The organism is Curtobacterium sp. UNCCL20 (genome assembly GCF_900101675.1).
Lineage (GTDB): Bacteria > Actinomycetota > Actinomycetes > Actinomycetales > Microbacteriaceae > Curtobacterium.
The window spans coordinates 1,447,148-1,468,254 of the sequence record NZ_FNKG01000001.1; the positions used below are offsets into that span (position 1 = coordinate 1,447,148).

General features: G+C 71.5%; 15 protein-coding genes and 1 tRNA gene. 15 read left to right on the forward strand and 1 reads right to left on the reverse strand.

The annotated features are described in order from the left end of the window. Positions 1-88 precede the first annotated feature (88 nt). The 7 genes from BLT36_RS19120 (at position 89) to mfd (ending at position 11,102) form a co-directional block, all read left to right on the forward strand. Positions 89-1,414 carry a sensor histidine kinase gene (locus tag BLT36_RS19120; RefSeq protein ID WP_092093358.1) on the forward strand — a complete coding sequence of 442 codons (1,326 nt, stop codon included), beginning with the start codon at positions 89-91 and terminating at the stop codon, positions 1,412-1,414. After that, on the forward strand, positions 1,411-2,067 hold the full coding sequence (locus BLT36_RS07130) for a response regulator transcription factor (RefSeq protein WP_092094447.1): 657 nt from the start codon (positions 1,411-1,413) through the stop codon (positions 2,065-2,067). The genes BLT36_RS19120 and BLT36_RS07130 overlap by 4 nt, the downstream gene beginning before the upstream one ends. An 8-nt stretch (positions 2,068-2,075) precedes the next feature. Then, entirely contained in the window at positions 2,076-3,041 is a 966-nt protein-coding gene (locus BLT36_RS07135; protein ID WP_092093361.1) for a hypothetical protein, read from the forward strand. Positions 3,042-3,386: 345 nt separating this feature from the next. Then, complete coding sequence (locus BLT36_RS07140) at positions 3,387-4,010, forward strand: 50S ribosomal protein L25/general stress protein Ctc (protein ID WP_092093364.1); 624 nt, start codon at positions 3,387-3,389, stop codon at positions 4,008-4,010. Positions 4,011-4,039: 29 nt separating this feature from the next. Then, positions 4,040-4,624 (forward strand): aminoacyl-tRNA hydrolase, encoded by a 585-nt coding sequence (gene pth, locus BLT36_RS07145; RefSeq protein WP_092093366.1) that lies wholly within the window; start codon positions 4,040-4,042, stop codon positions 4,622-4,624. A 75-nt stretch (positions 4,625-4,699) separates the two neighbouring features. After that, entirely contained in the window at positions 4,700-7,381 is a 2,682-nt protein-coding gene (locus tag BLT36_RS07150) for a hypothetical protein (protein ID WP_139166399.1), read from the forward strand. Between the two features lie 109 nt (positions 7,382-7,490). Beyond that, positions 7,491-11,102: a transcription-repair coupling factor gene (gene mfd / locus BLT36_RS07155; RefSeq protein WP_092093372.1), complete on the forward strand. Its 3,612-nt coding sequence runs from the start codon at positions 7,491-7,493 to the stop codon at positions 11,100-11,102. Positions 11,103-11,480: 378 nt separating this feature from the next. Here mfd and nhaA read toward each other — a convergent pair whose 3' ends face one another. Next, positions 11,481-12,659 (reverse strand): Na+/H+ antiporter NhaA, encoded by a 1,179-nt coding sequence (nhaA, locus tag BLT36_RS07160; protein ID WP_092093375.1) that lies wholly within the window; start codon positions 12,657-12,659, stop codon positions 11,481-11,483. Positions 12,660-12,780: 121 nt separating this feature from the next. Here nhaA and BLT36_RS07165 point away from each other — a divergent pair, with 121 nt between their 5' ends. From BLT36_RS07165 to BLT36_RS07200, 8 genes are all read left to right on the forward strand, one after another. Next, positions 12,781-13,563, forward strand: coding sequence for a MazG family protein (locus BLT36_RS07165; RefSeq protein ID WP_092093377.1), 783 nt, complete (start codon positions 12,781-12,783; stop codon positions 13,561-13,563). A 262-nt stretch (positions 13,564-13,825) separates the two neighbouring features. Then, complete coding sequence (gene hisS / locus BLT36_RS07170; protein WP_092093379.1) at positions 13,826-15,070, forward strand: histidine--tRNA ligase; 1,245 nt, start codon at positions 13,826-13,828, stop codon at positions 15,068-15,070. 96 nt (positions 15,071-15,166) lie between these two features. Further along, positions 15,167-16,450, forward strand: a complete 1,284-nt coding sequence (gene eno / locus BLT36_RS07175) for a phosphopyruvate hydratase (protein WP_092093382.1) — start codon at positions 15,167-15,169, stop codon at positions 16,448-16,450. A 334-nt stretch (positions 16,451-16,784) separates the two neighbouring features. Further along, positions 16,785-17,318: an FtsB family cell division protein gene (locus BLT36_RS07180; protein ID WP_092093384.1), complete on the forward strand. Its 534-nt coding sequence runs from the start codon at positions 16,785-16,787 to the stop codon at positions 17,316-17,318. A 35-nt stretch (positions 17,319-17,353) separates the two neighbouring features. Next, a complete protein-coding gene (locus BLT36_RS07185; protein WP_092093387.1) occupies positions 17,354-17,902 on the forward strand; it encodes a DUF501 domain-containing protein in 549 nt (182 codons plus the stop codon). Between the two features lie 41 nt (positions 17,903-17,943). Beyond that, a complete protein-coding gene (locus BLT36_RS07190; protein ID WP_092093389.1) occupies positions 17,944-19,419 on the forward strand; it encodes an NAD(P)/FAD-dependent oxidoreductase in 1,476 nt (491 codons plus the stop codon). Positions 19,420-19,493: 74 nt separating this feature from the next. Continuing rightward, positions 19,494-19,567 (forward strand) — tRNA-Leu (locus tag BLT36_RS07195). 145 nt (positions 19,568-19,712) lie between these two features. Then, the gene (locus BLT36_RS07200; protein WP_175529532.1) at positions 19,713-21,053 is read left to right on the forward strand and encodes a threonine/serine exporter family protein; all 1,341 of its coding nucleotides are present in this window, start codon (positions 19,713-19,715) and stop codon (positions 21,051-21,053) included. The last annotated feature ends 54 nt before the right edge of the window (positions 21,054-21,107 follow it).

Below are 21,107 nucleotides of genomic sequence, written 5' to 3' on the forward strand. Positions count from 1 at the left end.
CCCGGTGGGAACGCGTCGCTCATCACCTCGGATGAAAACCGCCCGCTCACCTCGCTGACCGACCGAACGCCGCCATACGCTCGGCGTCATGACCTCCACCCTCCGCCGGTTCCGGCACCTCGTGGCCCCGGCCGCCGGAGCCGTGTACCTCGTGCTCTGGATCGTCGCCGAAGCGGGCCGCTCCGGCCTCGCCGACCACATCGTCGTGGTCTCGGCGTTCGCCGTCGCGATCGGCCTGACGAACTGGATGCCCGCGACGTCCCTCGGCCTCGTCGTCGTCGTGCCGCTGCTGCAGGCGCTCCGCCTGCTGCACCGCCCGACCGACACGACCTGGCCGGAGTACCTCGCCATCGCGATCGTCGTCGGAATCGTCGGTGCCGGGCGGTCCGATCTGCTCCGGTGGCTCGCTGTCCCGGTGTTGGCGGTCGCGAGCGCCGCCGCCGCGTGGGCGATGGTGGTGCCGACGGTCGCGGACCCGGACGTGTGGGCGCTCTGGATCGGCTCGTCGGGCGGCACCCGGAAGGACCTGGCGTTCATCGCGCTCGCGATCGCCGGGGCCAGCGGCATCGGGTGGGCGATCGGCGTCGCACTCGGGGCGACGTGGCGGATCGGGCTCGCCCGGGGCCGCGTCGTCGAGGCCGAGCGGGAGGCCGAGGTCACGACGGTCGAGCTCCACGCGGAACAGGAGCGTGCCCGGATCGCCCGGGACGTCCACGACTCGCTCGCGCACTCGCTCGCCGTGGTGGTCTCGCAGGCCCAGGGTGCGGCGGCGATCGCGGTGCGGGACGAGCACGCGGCCCGGGCCCTGCAGGACATCGCCGAGGTGAGCCGTTCGGCGCTCGGGGACGTCCGAGCGCTCGTGGAACGGATCCAGGGCGCCGGCGACGACGCACGGCACGGGCTGGACGACGTCCCGGTGCTCGTCGGGGACATGCGGGAGCTCGGCATGGACGCGGTGTTCGAGCAGCACGGTACGGCGTCGGAGGTGTCGCCCCACGTCGGCTCGGCGGTGCACCGGATCGTGCAGGAGAGCCTGACGAACGTCCTCAAGCACCAGGGGCGGACGTCCGCCGCCCGGGTGGTCTTCGACTGGCGCGGCCCGGGCCTCGGTGTCGTGGTGACGTCGCGTGGCTCGGCGCCGCTGGTCCTGCTGGACGGTGCCGGCTCCGGAGTCGCGGGGATGCAGGAGCGTGCGCGACTCGTCGGTGGATGGCTCCGAGCTGGGGCCGGTGACGAGGAGCACGAGTACGTCGTGACGGCATGGGTCCCGACGGCGCCGGCCACCCGGACGACCGAGACCGGACCCGGGACCACGCCGACCGCCGTGACCGCCGCGACGCCAGCGACCGCCGCGACGACGGCCACCCCGACCACGGCCACTGCCACCGCCCGCGACACCGGGGCCTCCCGGTGACCCCGATCCGTGTCGCCGTCGTCGACGACCAGCGACTCTTCGCCTCGGGGATGCAGATGCTCGTCGACGCCCAGGACGACATGACCTGCGTCGGGACGGCCGCGGACGGTGCCGAGGCGCTGCTCCTCTGCGACGCCGAGCAACCCGACGTGCTCCTGCTCGACCTCCGGATGCCCGTGCTGAACGGCATCGAGACCCTCGGGCGGCTCGCCGAGCAGGGTGACGACCGGCCTCGGGTGATCGCCCTCACCACAATCCGCCGGGACGACGCCGTCCTCGCGGCACTCCGTGCCGGGGCCGCCGCGTTCCTCACCAAGGACGCGCTGCCCGACGTCGTCACTGCCACCATCCGCGACGTCCACGAGGGGCGACCTGCCCCGACCGAGGCCGAAGCACTCGACCTGCTCCGGGCCCAGGGGACACCGGTCGAGACGAACCGCCGCGACGAGGTGCTCGACGCCCTGAGCGGCCGCGAACGGGAGGTCTTCCTGCTCGTCGCGAAGGGCCTCAGCAACGCCGAGATCGCGACGTCGGTGTTCCTCAGCGAGGCCACCGTGAAGACCCACGTCCGCTCGGTCCTGCAGAAGCTCGGGCTCCGGAACCGGATCCAGGTCGTCCTCACCGCACACGAACGCGGCCTCGTCCGCGCCTAGGGGGAACCATGCAGATCACCAGCCGCATCGCGAAGACCGGCACCCTCGCGCTCGTCGTCGTCGGCCTCGCCGCCGGCGTCGTGCACGCCATGCCGGAGCGGGCGGACGTCGCGGTCGCCCCGACGACCGAGCGCTCGCCGGGAGCGTGGACGATGCCGCTCGACGGGTACGTCCAGCCGGCCGGGGCGAAGCAGGACTACGCGAGCAACCTCGTCGACCAGCCGTGTCTGCGCGCCATCGGCATCGACTTCCCGGTGCCGTGGGCGACCGTCGCCGGGCTCGAGGCGTCCTCCGACGAGTCCGAGACCCCGGAGCGGGGCAACACCTCGCCGGCGCTCGCCTGGAGCCGGCCACTCGACGCGGACCTCGCCCGCACCCGTGGCTACCACGGGCCCTCGACGGCCGGCGCGAACACCGACGGGATGCGGGCGTGGGGCCAGAACCCGAAGCGCAACGCCGCGTTCGCGAAGGCCTCGCAGACCGCCGTCGCACGGTGCTTCAACGCGAGCTACCGCACGCTCGGTCTCACCGACCCGACGGGGGCCGGGCAAGCCGCCTCGGCCGTCGCGAAGCGGCTGACGTACCTCGCTGCCGTCGACGCGCGCACGGACGGCACCGTGGTCCGAGCCGCCGCCCAGTGGCACGCCTGCATGGCGCCGGCCCGGGTGCGGGACCTCCCCACGGCGCCGGACCAGATGCCGTCGCCGTCGATCCGGATGGACTACGGGACGAACATCCGCTCCACGCCGGTGCAGGACGGCGAGGTCGCGATCGCGGAACGCGACGTCGCGTGCCAGGACTCGTCCGGCTACCGCGAGGCGCTCTACGACGCCGAGTGGAACCGGCTCCTGCACGTCACGAAGAGCGACGCGGACGTGCTGCGGACCGCGAAGGCCGACCAGCTCGCGGTCGACCGCCGACTGGACGAGACCATCCGGCGCCTCGCGCCGAAGGCGCCCGCCGACGTCGACTGAGCGCTGACGTCGACTGCGCGTCGACCGGCGCGGGGAGCTGCTCTGGGGGCAGCGCCCCCGCCCGGCGGACGGGACGACGGCCTGGAGGCGCGGTGCCAGCTGGCACCGCGCCTCCAGGCCGTCCTGGTCGCACCTTCAGGACGCGGGCCGACACGCCCGACCCGTCCTGCTAGACTCAGTGACTGACTTCGGCGAGGGCCGCGCTCTGCGCGGCCGTGATCGACGCAGTGGGAGAGCCGGCCCCGTCCTGGGAGCGTTCCTCACGCGTGTACGCGTTCGAGTTGCAACACCACAGACCCCCACGATGCCGGCAACCCGGTGTCGTCCCCGAGACCAGGAGGCACCATGGCCGACTACACCAAGCTCGCAGCGGAAGTCCGCACCAAGTTCGGCAAGGGCGCTGCCCGCAAGCTCCGCGCGGCCGACAAGATCCCCGCCGTCGTCTACGGCCACGGCACCGAGCCGCAGCACATCTCGCTGCCCGGCCACGAGACCATGCTGCTCGTCCGTACCGCCAACGCGGTCGTCGACCTCGACATCGAAGGCGCGGCCCAGCTCGCCCTCGTCAAGGACGTCCAGCGTGACCCGGTGCGTCAGATCATCGAGCACATCGACCTCGTCGTCCTCCGCCGCGGCGAGAAGGTCACCGTCGACGTCCCCGTCGTGATCGAGGGCGAGTCCTTCTCCGGCACCATCCACGTGCAGGACCTCAACACGGTCTCGCTCCTGGTGCTCGCGACGGACATCCCGGAGCACGTCACCGTCAACGTCGAGGACCTCGAGGACGGCGTGCAGATCCACGCGTCGCAGCTCGAGCTCCCCGAGGGCGCCGAGCTCGAGACCGACCCCGAGGCGCTCGTCGTCGCGATCGTCACCCCGCGTGGCACCGCCGACGACGACGCTGCCGACGCCGCTTCGGCCGAGGCCGGCGCCGAGTCCGGTGCCGAGGGCGCTTCGGACTCCGAGTAACAACCCCTCGAGACATCTGGTCGACGCTGATGGCAGACAACCTGCTGGTCGTGGTCGGGCTCGGGAACCCCGGGCCCGGCTACGCCGGCAACCGCCACAACGTCGGCCAGATGGTCCTCGACGAACTCGCCGCCCGGATGGGTGCGACGTTCAAGAAGCACAAGACCCCGAACCAGGTCGCCGAGGGGCGCCTGGTGCCCGGGGGAACCCGGCTGGTGCTCGCCAAGCCGGGGTCGTTCATGAACACCTCCGGCGGCCCGGTGTCGTCGGTGCTCGGCTTCTACGGCGCGACGCCGGCCGAGCTCGTGGTCGTGCACGACGAGCTGGACCTGCCGTTCGACACCGTCCGGCTCAAGGGCAGCGGCGGTCACGGCGGGCACAACGGCCTCCGCGACATCATCAAGGCCACCGGTACGAACGAGTTCTCCCGCGTGCGGATCGGCATCGGCCGTCCCCCGGGGCGACAGGACCCGGCCGACTACGTGCTGCGTGACTTCTCGCCGACCGAGAAGAAGACGCTGCCGAACCTGCTGACGGACGGTGCCGACGCGGTCGAGGCGATCGCCGAGCTCGGGCTCCTCGCGGCGCAGCAGCGGGTGCATGCGCCGTCGTGATGTATATCTGACATACGGTATTCCATCAGACCGGTTCTGTGATGCTTGCCTCCTCTCGACGTCCTGAGGAGGACCATGCATCCGATCGTCCCGCCAATCCTGGTGACCGCGTCCCTCGCAGCGCTCATCACGGCAACCGTGAGCGGCATCGTCGCTCAGGCTGCACCCGGTGCGCGCACCGCGGAGTCGGTTGCTCGCACGCTGCCGCTCCCGCAGGAGGTCCTGCCCGGGCAGACCGTGAACCTCGTGGTCGACAGCCCCGTCGAAGAGGACGAGGACAGCGTCCTCGCGTGGCACGGCCAGGGCCGCAGCGCCCAGCTCCGCCGGTTCGACGACCGGGGAGCAGCGTTCGAGACCAACGACCTCACGGTGTTCGACGCGTACGCCGCCCGGAACGGCTTCACGAAGTTCGTCGGCCGCGACGGTCGGTGCCTCGCGTTGGTGCCGTCCGGGCCGCGCCTCACCGCGGCCCTCGACAGCCTCCGGTGCAATGCCCCGAACGCGAACTGGTCCGTCGAGGGCGGACGCCTGGTGGCGTCCAGCGGGCCGACCTTCGTCGGGACCACCGAGCTCTCGGGCGCGCTGCTGGCGGTGGACGACGTGGACGACGCGGCGCACACCGGGATCACGCTGCAGTACCAGGGAACGACGCCGGCCGTGTCCGCTGAGGTCACCGTCCCGGATCGCTTCGACCAGGGGCCGCAGCTGACCGGCACCACCCGGCCGTCCAGCGACGTCACGGTCGCAGACGTCTACGGCCGCGTGCTCCTGAGCATCGGGTCCGACGCCGACGGCTCCTTCTCGGCCGTCCTGCCCGCGGGGAAGGCCGGGACCACCTCCTCCGAGTTGCTCATCTCCGTGGTCGAACGCGGTGCGGACCGCCTCGCGGAACGCTCCTGGGTGAACGTGCCGTACAGCGCGGGGGTGCAGGTCGGCTCGTCCGTCGTGGTCGACGACGGGTCCGGGCGGGTCGTGCTCAACGGAACCGGCGACGTCGGTGCCTCGGTCCGGGTCATCGGTGGGGGAACCGGCGCGCCGACGACCGTCGGGCGCGATGGGCGGTGGTCGATCCCGGTCGAGTTGGACCGGTCGGAGAAGGCCTTCCAACCGGTCCGGGTGAGCCACGTCGGGTTCGGCGCCTTCACCACCGAGCAGACGGTGTCGGTGCGTGCATCCGGTTCCCTCAACGCCACCGCGGTGTTCCCGGCGGATGATGCCGAGCAGGCGTTCGTCGAGGGAACGGCACAGGGTGCGGATCGGGTCGAGGTGACCTCGAGCGGCGGCGCGGTCGTCGGTGCCGACGACGTCGACCGTGAGACGGGCTACTACCGGGTAGCGATCCCCGCGCCGAACGCAGGCGGTGTCACCACCGTCCACGTGACCGAGCAGGACGAGGCGGGCACCGCTCTCCGTTCGGGTGACGTGGACTTCGACTGGGGGAACCCCGTGGAGATCACGGCACCGGCTGCGGATGGAGAGTTCTCGGGGAGCCGCCGCGCGACGGGGTTCGGCGAGCCGGGCGCCGAGGTCTCGCTGCAGTACGACGGTGCTGACGTCCACACGATCGTGGGACCGGCGGGCCGGTGGTCGGCGTCGTTGAGTGAGCCCGCGACCACCCGCTTCGGGCTGACCTCGGACGCGGACCTCGTCGCCTCGTCCAGCGGTACTCCGGCACTGACGGGGACCGGCAGGCCCGGCGCGACGGTCGGCTTCGTCCCGGATGGCGAGCGGCGTGCGCCCCGGGAGGCCTCGACGACCGTCCGAGCCGACGGCACCTGGCGCATCCCCGGAGCCTCCCTCGGCGGTGGGTTCTCCGGAACGGACGTCCCCGATGCCGTCGTGGGCACCGTCCAGCAGGATCCCGGCACGCCGGGTGCGGCCGCTGCGGCGGTGCGCATCCGTCCCGACCTCCGCGCCTTCCAGGTTCTCAGCCCCTCGGCTGACGGCACGATCCGGACCGACGACGGGATCGTCCGGTGCCACGGCACCGGGACACCCGGGTCCGAGGTCCTGATCCGCGACGCGCAGGACCGCCTGCGGTCGACGGTCGTCCTCGCGGACGGCACCTGGGAGTCGGGAGAGCTGCCGGTCGCGGTCGGTGCGACCACCGCGCGCTTCGTCGGCACGGGGCCCGACGGTGTCGTCAGCGTGGACGTCTCCTTCAGCGTCGAGTCGACCTCGGAGCGGCAGCACACCGTGACGACGCCGGCTGCCGGGACGACGGTCGAGCCGGTGGTGTCGGACAAGCCCTGGGAGCCGGATTCGATCCGGTTCAGCGGCACCGCACCGGCCGGTGCTCGGATCAGCGTGCTCGACGAGGCGAAGGGAGGACGAGAGGTCGCGACGACCACCCGTGACGACGGCACGTGGTCGGTCCTCTCGACCGGCTTCGGTGCCGGACCGGCCAGCGTCCTCGTCCAGCAGATCGGTGACGGGGTCCCGGTCCGTGTCCCGTTCACGGTTGCCGCGGAGTCGGGATCGCAGGTCGTCGTCACCTCCCCGCAGCCCGGTTCGACGGTCGAACTCGTCGCGAACGAGACCCCGTTCAAGGACTGGGTCGAGGTGACCGGCACGGCGAAGGCGTCCGCCGCGGTGTCCGTCTACAACCGGAAGATCCCCAACGCGGACACCATCGTCACGGCCGGTACTGACGGGCGCTGGCGCGCCCTCGTGCGCGCCGTGCCCGGGGCGCAGGAGTTCCGCATCGAGGCCGCCGGCAGTGTGCCCGTCACGGTGGAGTTCACCGCGACGGAGTAAGCGCGCTCACCGCGGACGCCGGATGCCCACCGAGCCAGGTGGTGCGTCCGGCGTTCGCCGTTCGCGCACGGGGCGACCGCTGTCGGGGGTCGCCGGTACCATGTCCTGAGTGACGATCTCGGGCATCATCCCTGCGCTCTCGCGCGCCTCCGCGTTCGATCGCGTCCTCCGCACCGCACGTCGTGACGCCGACTTCTCGGTGGTCGACGGCCTGCGTGTGCCGCTCCTCGGTGCACTGCTCACCGAACGCCACGGGCCGCAGTGCGTCTTCGTGATCACCGCCACCGGACGCGAGGCCGAAGCCGTGCGCGGTGCGGTCGGTAGCTACCTCCCCGAGGCCGAGGTCCTCGAGTTCCCGGCGTGGGAGACCCTGCCGCACGAACGGCTCAGCCCGAGTGCGCAGACCGTCGGCACCCGCATCGCGACGCTCCGGAAGCTCGCGGTCTGGCAGGACACCCCGGCCGCCGAACGCCGGACCACCGTCGTCGTGGCGAGCGTCCGCGCCGCACTGCAGCCCCTCGCGGGCAACCTGACGTCGCTCGCCCCGATCGTGCTGCGGACCGGGTCCCGCGGCAACGACCTCGCAGGGATCGCCGGGCAGCTCGTCGACATGGCGTACGCCCGGGTCGACCTGGTCACCCGCCGCGGTGAGTTCGCCGTCCGCGGTGGCATCCTCGACGTCTTCCCGCCGACTGCCGACCACCCCGTCCGTGTCGACTTCTTCGGTGACGAGATCGAGGCGATCAAGTCCTTCTCCGTCGCCGACCAGCGCACGACGGACGACGACCTCGGTTCGGTCGAGCTCACCGCGTCGCGCGAACTCCTGCTCAGCGACGACGTCCGGCAGCGGGCGCGCGAGATGCTCCACGAGTTCCCGAACCTGTCCCAGATGCTCGCGAAGATCGCCGAGGGGATCCCGGTCGAGGGCATGGAGTCCCTCGCACCGGCGCTCGTGCAGGACCTCGTCCCGATCACGGCGTACCTGCCCGAGGACTCCGTCATCGCGGTGCTCTCGCCCGAGCGGGTGAGCGGCCGTGCGCACAGCCTCGCCGAGACGAACACCGAGTTCCTGCAGGCAGCGTGGAGTGCGGCGGTCGCCGGGGCCCAGGCACCGATCGACCTCGACGCCGGCAACTTCCTCACCGTGCAGCAGCTCAAGAACGGCCGCGGGCAGCGCACCTGGTGGACCGTGTCGCCGTTCGACTCCGGGTTGGACGAGGGCGACGAACAGCGTGTCCTCACCGACGCCGAGGCCGCGGCCGAGGCGGGGGAGTACATCCGCGTCCGTGCCGAGGCGGTCCCGAGCTTCGCCGGCAGCGCCGACGGGGCGATCGCACACGTGAAGGAGCTCACCGACGACGGATGGGCCGTTGTGGTGACCGCCCAGGGGCAGGGGCTCGTCGAACGAGCGGTGCAGGTCCTCGCCGACGCCGGGGTCGCAGCCCGTGCCGAAGCCCTCGCCGCGCCTCCGGAGCCGGGTGTCGCCATCGTGACGACGGCCACCGTCGAGGCGGGCTTCGCCACCCCGGATCCGCGCATCGCGGTCCTCAGCGAGGCCGAGTTCTACGGCCGGAGCGTCCAGCAGGGTGCCCGCACCGTCAAGAAGCTCGCGAGCCGCCGCAAGAACGTCGTCGACCCGCTGCAGCTCAAGCCGGGCGACGTCGTCGTGCACGCCACCCACGGCATCGGCAAGTTCGTCGAGCTCGTCTCGCGCGAGGTGTCGAGTGGCGGCCGCAACGCCGTGAAGACGCAGCGCGAGTACCTCGTACTCGAGTACGCGCCGTCGAAGCGGAACTACCCGGGCGACAAGCTCTTCGTGCCCACCGACCAGCTCGACCAGCTGTCGCGCTACGTCGGCGGCGAGAACCCGACCCTGTCGAAGATGGGCGGCTCGGACTGGTCCGCCGCGAAGTCGAAGGCACGGAAGGCCGTCCGCGACATCGCCGTCGACCTCGTGAAGCTGTACTCCGCGCGGATGGCGTCGAAGGGCCACGCGTTCGGCCCGGACACGCCGTGGCAGCGCGAGCTGGAAGAGGCGTTCCCGTTCGCCGAGACCGCCGATCAGCTCACCACCATCGACGAGATCAAGCGGGACATGGAGAGCCCGATCCCGATGGACCGCCTGCTCTCCGGCGACGTGGGCTACGGCAAGACCGAGGTCGCGATCCGTGCCGCGTTCAAGGCCGTGCAGGACGGCAAACAGGTCGCCGTGCTCGTGCCGACGACCCTGCTCGTCCGCCAGCACATGGAGACCTTCCAGGAGCGCTTCGCCGGGTTCCCGGTGCACCTCCGCGCGCTGAGCCGCTTCCAGACCGAGAAGGAGTCGAAGGAGACCCTCGCCGGGCTCGCCGACGGCACCGTCGACATCGTGATCGGCACGCACCGGATCCTGTCGCAGGGCGTCCAGTTCAAGGACGTCGGGCTCGTCATCATCGACGAGGAGCAGCGGTTCGGCGTCGAGCACAAGGACCAGCTGAAGAAGCTCAAGACCAACGTGGACGTCCTCGCGATGTCCGCCACCCCGATCCCCAGGTCGCTCGAGATGGCCGTCACGGGCATCCGCGAGATGTCGACCCTGGCCACACCGCCCGAGGACCGCCACCCGATCCTCACGTTCGTCGGGCCCCAGTCGGACCTGCAGGTCGCCGCGGCCATCCGCCGCGAGCTCCTCCGCGAGGGGCAGGTGTTCTACGTGCACAACCGCGTGAAGGACATCCAGGGGGTCGCCGCGCACCTCGCCGAGATCGTCCCGGACGCCCGGATCGCCGTCGCGCACGGGCAGATGTCCGAGAGCACCCTCGAGCAGGTGATGGTCGACTTCTGGGAGCGCCGGTTCGACGTGCTCGTCTCGACGACCATCATCGAGACCGGTCTCGACATCGCCAACGCGAACACGCTCATCATCGACAAGGCCGACAAGTACGGTCTCTCGCAGCTCCACCAGCTGCGCGGCCGTGTCGGTCGTGGTCGAGAGCGTGGCTACGCCTACTTCCTCTACGACGCCGACAAGCCGCTCTCCGAGACCGCGCAGGACCGCCTCGAGACCATCGCCGCCAACAACGAGCTCGGCGCGGGCATGCAGGTCGCCATGAAGGACCTCGAGCTGCGCGGCGCGGGCAACCTGCTCGGCGGTGAGCAGTCCGGGCACATCGCCGGGGTCGGCTTCGACCTGTACCTCCGCATGATCGGCGAGGCCGTGTCCCAGTTCCGCGGGGACGTCGCCGAGGGGCAGACCGAGCTCCGGCTCGAGATCCCCGTCGACGCACACATCCCCGAGGACTACGTCGAGTCCGAACGGCTCCGGCTCGAGGCGTACCAGAAGCTCTCGGCGGCCTCCGCTCCGGCCGCCCAGGCAGAGGGGATCGACATGGTCCTCGACGAGCTCACCGACCGGTACGGCCAGCCGCCGCAGCCCGTGCTCACCCTGGTCGAGGTCTCGCGCCTCCGCCGGATGGCGCAGCAGGTCGGGCTCTCCGACGTCGTCGTGATGGGCTCGAACCTGCGCGTCGCGGGCAAGGAGCTCGCCGACTCCGCGCAGGTCCGGCTGAAGCGCATGTACCCGGGTGCCCGGTGGTTCCCGCAGCAGGACGCCGCGAGCATCCCGCTGCCGAAGCCGCACGGTGAGACCCTGCCGGACGACGGGCTCATCCAGTGGGTCGAGAGCATCCTGACGGCGGTGTACGGGGCGTCCAAGGCGCCGGCGGAGACGTCCGCCGCGTAGGCGCGCGGCGACGCGGAGGGGCCAGCGCGCTGGCGGAGTGTGAGAGCGGCCTGCGGACGTGCGCGGAGTCGGCCTGGAGGCGCGTGGCGGCGTCGCTCCGCGCCTCCAGGCCGAAGGTGGCGCGGTCGACCGCTCCTGCCCCGCGTCGGTGGGCGGGTGCCGCCGTACCCCGGCCCGGCCTGGCCCGGTGTCGAAACTTGTACACGCACGGATCGTGTGCATGTTGCGACGATCCACCTGTCGATCGACGCGTGGAATGTCGATCGATGCATGCGCAGCCGGTGTGTGTGCATGTTGCGACGATCCACCTGTCGATCGACGCGTGGAATGTCGAAGGCAGGGGCCGGCGACGCAGCCCGCGCCGCCGCCCCCGCCCCGCTACTCGGTCGCCTCGGCCTCGGACAGCTCGCGCCGCGCCCGGTACCGCCGCGCCCGGATGCTGACCATCACCGCCGACGCGACGATCGCGATGCCGGAGCCGACCAGGACCGCGAGCACGCCCTCGTCGAGGATCTCCTCGTTGCGCGCGAACGCCAGCTCGTTCATGAGCAGCGACACCGTGAACCCGATGCCGCCGAGCACCCCGACCGTGACGATCGACCAGAACGACAGCGTGGACCGACCCGGCGCGCGGAAGATCCGCGTCGCGACCGAGCCGAACAGCGTGATGCCGATCACCTTGCCGACCGGGAGCGCCAGGACCACGGCCCAGAACGTGGGGGAGAGCTCACCGATGCCGACCGATGGCACCACGACCGCCGCCGAGGCGAACGCGAACACCGGGAGGACGATGGCGTTCGACCATGGCTCGACGTTCTCGTGGAGGGTGTGCCCGGGGCGACGCGGGAGCACGAGACCGAGGGCGACGCCGGCGATGGTCGCGTGCACGCCGGAGTGGTAGACGAGCCACCAGGTCAGGACGCCGAGGACGACCATGCCCGCGATGACCCACACCTGCCCGGGACGACCCGGGCGGAGGGCCTTGGCGAGGAGCCAGAACAGGACGAGCACCACGACGGCGCCGACGAGCGCGACGAAGTCGGTGTCGTGCGCGAACACGACTGCGATGATGATGATCGCGATGAGGTCGTCGAGCACGGCGAGGGCGAGCAGGAACACCCGGAGGGTCGAGGGCAGTCCCCGACCGAACATCGCGAGCACACCGAGCGCGAACGCGATGTCCGTCGCGGTCGGGATCGGCCAGCCGTGCGTGTAGTTCGTGCCCGCGGTCACCGCCAGGTAGACGCCCGCGGGGACGAGCACGCCGCCGACCGCCGCGATGGCGGGGATGATCGCCGTCTTCGGGTTCGACAGTTCGCCGACGACGAGTTCGTGCTTGAGCTCGATCGCGACGAGCAGGAAGAACACCGCGAGCAGGCCGTCGCTGATCCAGTGCGACACCGACAGGTCGAGGCCGACGGCACCCCACGGCGCGTGGACGTGCAGGGCGTGCTCGAGGCCGGGGCCGAGCGGCGAGTTCGCGACGATGAGTCCGAGGACAGCCGCGGTGAGCAGGGCGATGGCGCTGAAGCGCGGGGAGCGGACGAGTGCCGACATGGAGCTCCGTAGGAGTGGGTACGGGTGATGGTCCGTCGACCAGACTTCCCGACACGCCACGTCCAGCATACCGGGCGCTCCGAGCGGGCGTCCAGGCGGCGGGTCGTGGCACGATGACCGCATGACCGCCGTCTCGGACCTCGTCGCCGTCGTCGACCACCTGCTCGACCCGTCCGGAGGATGCGTCTGGAACCGCGCGCAGACCCACGCGTCGCTGGCCCGGTACGCGGTCGAGGAGTCCTACGAACTCGTCGACGCGATCGACTCCGGTGACGTCGACGACCTCCGCGAGGAACTCGGCGACGTGCTGTACCAGGTCGTCCTCCACGCGGGACTCGCCCCGGAGTTCGACCTCGAGGACGTCGCCGCCGCAGCCCGCGACAAGATGGTGCGCCGCCACCCGCACGTGTTCGGTGACGAGCGGGCGGACACCGTCGAGGACGTCGTGCGGGTGTGGCGTGCGGCAAAGGCAGCGGAGAAGTCGGCGCGGCAGAGCGTGTTCGACGGAGTGCCGCGGGCGATGCCGCCGTTGGAGCGTGCGGTGAAACTGCTGGAACGCCTGGAGGAACGTGGGGACGCCGACACCGTCGTCGCCTCCGTGACGTCGGGCGCGTCCAGTGCCTCGGGTGCGGCCGAGGGGACGGGCGCCGCCGTGGGGACGGGCGCTGCCGAGGTGACGGGAGCTGCCGAAAGGGCGGGCGCTGCCGCCGGCACGGCGGAGGTCGACGGCGCGGGCGCCGCCGACGGCGCGGACGCCGCCGACGGCGCGGGGACCGCGGATCCGCGGTGGGGCGCCGCGATGCTGGCCGAGGTCGCTGCGGCGCGGGTCGGCGGGATCGACCCGATCGCGAGCCTCCGTGCCGCGGTCGCGAACCTGGAGGCAGCGGGTCGCGCCGGCGACTGACCCCGTGGGCGAGGGGTCGAGAATGCGGGCGCCCTCCCAACCCGAAAAAAGGAGGACGCCCGCGAGCGGGCAGTCGGCACCACCAGGGAAAGAGGTGCCGGCAGGGGAGCCCGCTCGAACCGCGGGGCACACTGCAGCACGTTGCCCACGCGAACGGTCGGACGAGTGGATCAGGCACCCGGCCGACCGAGGTTCTGCATGAAGAATATCAGCAGGCCAGGACTCGCGCAACCCGAGGGTGCCGGTCTGTCAGAATTGGCGCATGGCTTCGACCGTGACGGCACCCCGTGGCATGCGTGACTTCCTCCCCGCGGACAAGGACCGCCGTGAGCACGTCCTCGGAGTGATCCGAGGGGTGTACGCGCACCACGGCTTCGACGAGATCGAGACCCCGGTCGTCGAGGACGCCGCGCGGCTCCACTCCGGCCTCGGTGGCGACAACGAGAAGCTCGCGTTCGCGGTCATGAAGCGCGGCCTCAGCACGGAGGACCTGCAGCGCGCCGAGGCCCCGCTGGAGCTGGCCGACCTCGGGCTCCGGTTCGACCTCACCGTGCCGCTCGCACGGTTCTACGCCTCGCACCGTGCCGAGCTGCCCGCCGTGTTCCGCTCGGTGCAGATCGCTCCGGTGTGGCGTGCCGAACGGCCGCAGAAGGGCCGGTACCGCCAGTTCGTCCAGTGCGACATCGACATCCTCGGGGAACCGGGACAGCTCGCGGAGATCGAGCTCATCCGGGCCACCACGGCTGCACTCGACGCGCTCGGGATCGCCGGCACGACGATCCGGATCAACGACCGCCGCATCCTGCTCGCGCTGCTCGCGTCCTGGGGCATCACCGACCCGGCTGCCGCCGACCGGGCCCTCATCACGATCGACAAGCTCGACAAGATCGGTGCGGACGGTGTCGCCACGGAGCTCCGCGAGACGGTCGGGGCCGAGCTGCCCGGGCTCGAGGACACGATCCGCGCGCTCGAGACCGCCGACTGGGAGTCCGTCCACGGTGTCGACTGGCTGGACCAGGACGCGTTCGACGACCTGCTCCGCCTCCGCTTGGCGCTGCCCGGGGTCGACTTGCGCTTCGACCCCACGCTCGTGCGGGGGATGGGGTACTACACCGGCACCATCTTCGAGGTCGCGCACCCGGATTTCGGCTACAGCCTCGGCGGCGGCGGCCGGTACGACGGCATGATCGGGCGGTTCCTCGGCCAGGACGTCCCGGCGGTCGGGTTCTCGCTCGGGTTCGAGCGGCTGGTCGACCTCGTGACGCTGCCGGAGTCGAACGAGTCCGACGCCGTCGTGCTCGTGTACGACAAGGACGTCGACCCGGTCCGACTCGCCGCCCTCAAGTCCGAGGCGCTCGAGGGGCACCGGCGCGTCCGGCTGGAACGCCGCACCAAGAACATGAAGAACCTGCTCGCCGGGCTGGTCGCACAGGGGTTCGACGCCTTCGCTCCGGTGAACGCCGACACCGAGTCGCTCGAGGGTGTGGAGTTCCGCCCGCTCGTCTGAGTTCTCCACAGCCGACGTCATGCGGGACTCGTGTTCACCCGGCCTCGGTAGGATCGATCCCGCAATCACCACAACCGAACGTGTAGGGAGTACCCAGTGGCCCTGATCGATGCCGTAGGAGCACGCGAAGTCCTCGATTCCCGAGGCAACCCGACGGTCGAGGTCGAGGTCCTCCTCGACGACGGCGTCGTGTCGCGCGCGCTCGTCCCCTCCGGTGCCTCCACCGGTGCGTTCGAGGCGTACGAACTCCGTGACGGAGACGCCTCGCGCTACGGCGGCAAGGGCGTCCTCAAGGCCGTCGACGCCGTCCTCGACGAGATCGGCCCGGCGCTCGAGGGCTTCGACGCCACCGACCAGCGCCTCGTCGACGCCGCGCTCATCGAGCTCGACGGCACCGAGAACAAGTCGCGCCTCGGTGCGAACGCGATCCTCGGCGCCTCGCTCGCCGTCGCCCGCGCCGCTGCCGACTCGGCCGACCTGCCGCTGTTCCGCTACCTCGGTGGCCCGAACGCGCACACGCTGCCCGTCCCGCTGATGAACGTCGTCAACGGTGGCGCGCACGCCGACACCAACGTCGACATCCAGGAGTTCTTCCTGGTGCCCTACGGCGCCGAGTCCTTCTCGGAGGCGCTCCGCTGGGGCGTCGAGACCTACCACGCCCTCAAGGGCGAGCTGAAGAAGCAGGGCCTCGCGACCGGCCTCGGCGACGAGGGCGGCTTCGCGCCGGAGCTCGCGTCGAACCGTGCCGCGCTCGACTTCCTGCTCGCCGCGATCGAGAAGGCCGGCTTCACCCCCGGCAAGGACATCGCACTCGGGCTCGACGTCGCCTCGACCGAGTTCTTCCACGACGGCAAGTACTCCTTCGAGGGCAAGCAGCTCTCCGGCGAGGAGTTCACGGCGTACTTCACGGAGCTCGTCCGCGACTACCCGCTCGCCACCATCGAGGACCCGCTGGCCGAGGACGACTGGGCCGGCTGGACCCACCTCACCGCCGAACTCGGCGACAAGGTGCAGATCGTCGGCGACGACCTCTACGTCACGAACCCGACGCGCCTGCAGCGGGGCATCGACGAGAAGGCCGGCAACTCGATCCTCGTCAAGGTGAACCAGATCGGCACCCTCACCGAGACCCTCGACGCCGTCTCCCTCGCACAGCGCCACGGCATGACGGCGATCCTGTCGCACCGCTCCGGCGAGACCGAGGACACCACGATCGCGGACATCGCGGTCGCGGTGAACGGCGGCCAGATCAAGACCGGCGCCCCGGCTCGCTCGGACCGCGTCGCGAAGTACAACCAGCTGCTCCGCATCGAGGAAGAGCTCGGCGACGCCGCGGTGTACGCGGGCCGCACGGCCTTCCCGCGCTCCGCTTCGCTCTGACCAGCGCTGCTTGCACGACCGGACGCCGTCCTCCGTCCAGGAGGGCGGCGTCTCGTCGTTGCCGGAGGGCAGACCGTCGCACGACACGCCTGCGTCGTCGTCCGTCGGCCCGTCGTCCCGTCGTCCCGCTGGCCCGTCGTTCCGTCGGTCCGCGGTCCACGCGACCACCGTCCGACGGTGGTGGCGTGGCGGGGCGGGACCGTGCCTCCAGGCCGACCGCGACGCAACCCGGTGCGAGCACGCGACCCGGCGCGCCGGACGGGAGACGCTGAGAGGGCGCCGAACGGCCGCGTGCCGACCGCGGCTGCCGTCCCCGCCGGGTTATCGTCGGACCGTGCCCAGCCAGAAGCCCCGTGTCCGCCGCGTCCCCGTGGCCATGCCGGAGCACGGCAGCGCCGAGCAGCCGTGGTTCCGGTCGATCCGGTTCTCCGGGTTCAGCCTCCTCATGCTGGCGATCATCGTGCTGTTCGTCGTCGTGCTCGCACCCTCGCTCCGGACGCTCATCCAGCAGCAGGAGCAGATCGCGCAGCAGCAGCGCGAGGTCGCGAGCCAGAAGGCCGACGTCGCGCAGAAGAAGAAGGACGTGGCGCGCTGGGACGACCCGGCGTACATCGAGGCGCAGGCCCGCGACCGACTGCTCTACGTGTACCCGGGCGAGGAGAGCTACCTCGTGATGGGCACCGAGACCACCAAGCCCGACAGCAAGCCCACGACGGACTCCGGCACGCCGGTGAGCTCGACCGTGCAGACGCCGAAGGTCGACTGGGTGCAGGCGATGCTCTCGTCGGTGCTGACCTCAGGGCTCACCGAACGGACCACCGAGCAGCTCGTCGCGCCGGACGTCTCCGGCACCGGTGACACGAAGTAGGACGTGACGCGGGACTCCGGTAGGCTCACGTACCCGTGACGACCCCTCCCTTCGACCCGCCCTCCGAACACGACGTCCAGGTCGTGTCGGCGCAGCTCGGCCGACCGGCTCGCGACGTCATCGGGATCGCGGCACGCTGCGTCTGTGGCAACCCCACCGTCGTGTCCACGAAGCCCCGGCTGTCGAACGGCACCCCGTTCCCGACGCTGTACTACCTGTGCCACCCCGCGGCCACCGCCGCGGTCAGCACCCTCGAGGCCAACCAGGTCATGCCCGAGCTGGCAGCCCTGCTCGAGGACCCCGACGTCGCCGAGCAGTACCGCGCGGCGCACGAGTCCTACCTGGCCGATCGCGAGTCGATCGAGCACGTCGACGAGATCGACGGCATCAGTGCGGGCGGCATGCCCACCCGCGTGAAGTGCCTGCACGCCCTCGTCGGCCACGCCCTCGCCGCCGGACCCGGAGTCAACCCCATCGGCGACCTCGCGCTCGAGCGCGCGAGCTGGTCGCCCGACCGGTGTGAGTGCCGGGCGTATGATGGCGGTGCAGACGCTGGAGTCGGGGCGGGTGGCGGCGAAGTCTGACTCGACTCCCGGCCAACCCCCATCCAAGGAGACCATTCCCCGTGCCCAAGATCCTCGTCGTCGGCGGCGGTTACGCCGGCTTCTACACCGCCTGGAAGCTCGAGAAGCACCTTCGCCAGGGCGAAGCTGAGGTCGTGATGGTGGACCCGCTGCCGTACATGACGTACCAGCCGTTCCTCCCCGAGGTCGCCGCCGGCTCCATCGAGCCGCGTCACGCGATCGTCTCGCACCGACGTCACCTCAAGAAGACCCGCGTCGTCACGGCGAAGGTCACGAAGGTCGACCACGCCACCAAGACGGCGACGATCACCCCCTCCGAGGGTGAGGCGTGGGAGGAGTCCTACGACCAGATCGTCATGACCGCGGGCGCGGTCTCCCGCACCTTCCCGATCCCGGGCGTCGCGGACGAGGCCATCGGCCTCAAGACCATCGAAGAGGCCGCGGCGATCCGCGACAAGATCCTCACGAACTTCCACAAGGCCGCGAACCTGCCGGCCGGCCCCGAGCGCGACCGTCTCCTGACCGTCGTCGTCGTCGGTGGCGGCTTCGCCGGCATCGAGGTGTTCGCCGAGCTCCGCTCCTTCGTCAGCGACCTGCTGAAGAGCTACCCGCAGATCTCCTTCGACGACACGCACTTCCACCTCGTCGAGGCCATGGGCCGCATCATGCCCGAGGTCTCGCTCGAGACGTCGCACTGGGTGCTCAAGAACCTCGCACAGCGCGGTGCCACGGTGCACCTCGAGACGCAGCTGGCCTCGGCCGTGGGCGGCGTCTGCGAGCTCAAGACCAACGACGGCGCGATCGAGAAGATCGAGTCCGACCTCATCATCTGGACCGCCGGTGTCATGGCGAACCCGATGGTGAAGGGCACCGACCTCCCGCTCGAGCAGCGCGGCCGCATCCGGGTGCAGCCCGACCTCCGCGTGGTCGACGACAACGGCGTGATCGCCGACGCGTGGGCCTGCGGCGACGTCGCTGCCGTCCCGGACCTCACGGGCGGCGGCGTCGGCGGCTTCTGCGTGCCGAACGCCCAGCACGCGGTCCGTCAGGCGAAGCAGCTCGCGAAGAACCTCGTCGCCACCATGCGCGGCGAGGCGACGAGCGACTACAAGCACGAGAACCTCGGCGCCGTCGCGGGCCTCGGTCTCGGCATCGGCGTGTTCCAGTCCGGCAAGTTCGCGATGAAGGGCTTCCTCGCCTGGGGTGCCCACCGCGGCTACCACGGCCTGGCCATGCCGTCGTGGGAGCGCAAGTGGCGCGTCATCGGCGACTGGGTGGGTGGCTTCTTCCTCGGCCGCGACATCGCCTCGCTCGACGACCGCGAGACCCCGCGCGCCGCGTTCGAGACGTTCGCCTCGCGCCCGAAGCCTGCTGCCGAGGCGCCCGCCGCTCCGGCCGCTGCCCCGGCACCGGAGGAGGGCAAGCCCGCCGGTGCCGCCGGCCCCGCGTACGGCGAGCCGGCGAAGGACGTCTCCAAGGCGGCCGAGCCGGTGAAGGCCGAAGCGGACGCGAAGTAGCGACACGCTCCACACGAGGCGGTCACTCCGGACGGGGTGGCCGCCTCGTCTTCGTCGGTAGGCTGTTGCGGCCCGCCCCCGTGGCCCAATCGGTAGAGGCATGCGACTTAAAATCGCCGAGTTGTGGGTTCGAGTCCCACCGGGGGTACCGCTGCTCCTCGGCCCCGGGCTGCCGAGACTCGGCCTAAGCGACACTTCGCGGGGTCCGCGGCGCGAGAACTGTCGCTGAGCCCGAGTCTCGGGCGCACGGGCGCGAGACTCGGGCCTCCGCCTCCCGCCAGTACCATCGCTCTGTGGTCGGATTCGGAAGCGCACTCGCCAACCTGCGGAACGCCCTCAACCGCCCCGAAGCCCACGTCGAGGTCGTCGACGGCGAGACCGTCCCGGTCGGGATGCTCCTCGGCACGCTCGGCGCGCTGCTCCTCGACGCCGGCAGCTCCGTCACGGACGTCCGTTCGGCGCTCGAGAAGGCCCGCGACGCCGCCGGGGTCGGCCCGACACTCGCCGTGGGTGTGCTCCCCGCGCTGGTCATGGTCAGCGAGGTCGCGACCGGCGCCGCGACGATCGTCAACGCCGAGGGCGTCGAGCTGTCCTCACGGCAGGCGGCGCGGGCGAACCGGCTCGTCCTCGGCCTCGAGAGCGGCTCGATCTCCCTCGCGGAGATCCCCGCACGCGTCCGCGCCATCCGCGCGGGCACCGTCCCGCCGCCGGCGGTGCCGTGGATCCTCGGCAACGCGCTGACCTCCGCCGGCCTCGCGGTCGTGTTCCGCTGCCCGTGGTGGGCGATCCTGGTGGCACTCGCCGTCGGCGGGCTCGTCGGCGTGATCGGTCTCCTGCTCCGTCGCTTCCGTGAGGCAGTGGCGATCATCCCGTTCCTCGCGGCGTTCGCGTCCACGACGGTGGTCGGGCTCGTCGCCGCCGGCACCGGCTTCGACCACGTCCCGCTCTTCGCAGTGTGTGCACCGGTGGCGGTGTTCGTCCCCGGCGCGCTCATCACGAACGCCCTGCTCGAGCTCACGGCGTCGGACATCGTCACCGGCTCGTCGCGGCTCATGCAGGGGCTCATCATGCTCGGCTTCATGGCCGCCGGCATCGCCTCCGGCAGCGCCCTGACCGGACTGCACGTGGACCCGTCGTCGGCTGCGCTCGTGGGGGAGGTCGCGGGCGTCGGCACCGAGCGTGGGGGCTGGGAGGCGGTCCCGGCGTACTGGGTCTCGTGGGTGGCCGTGGTCGCCCTGGCGGTCGGGCTCGGCCTGGTGTTCCGTTCCGGCTGGCGCCTGACGCTGGTGTCGGTAGCGGTGATGGTCACCGCCTACGCGCTGGTCAGCGGCATCACGCCGGTGTGGGGGAGCGTCGTCGCGACGGGCGCCACGGCGGCGCTGCTCTTCGTCGCCACGCGCTTGCTGGAGCGGCTGGTCCCGGCGATCCCGGCGACGGTGTCGTTCTTCCCGGCGTTCCTGCTGCTGGTGCCGGGCACGGTCGGACTGGTCGCGGTCGCCACGTTCGACCCGGAGGCGCTGGCGACGCCCCTCGCGACGTTCGTCAGTCTGTGCATCGGCACGAAGATCGGCGGGCTCCTGCCCGGTCTGTTCTCGCGGAACGCGCCGCAGCGCGCGTCCGACGCGACGAGCTGACGGAACGGCGACCGATCACCGGCCTGGAGGCACGTGGCGGTCCCGCCACGTGCC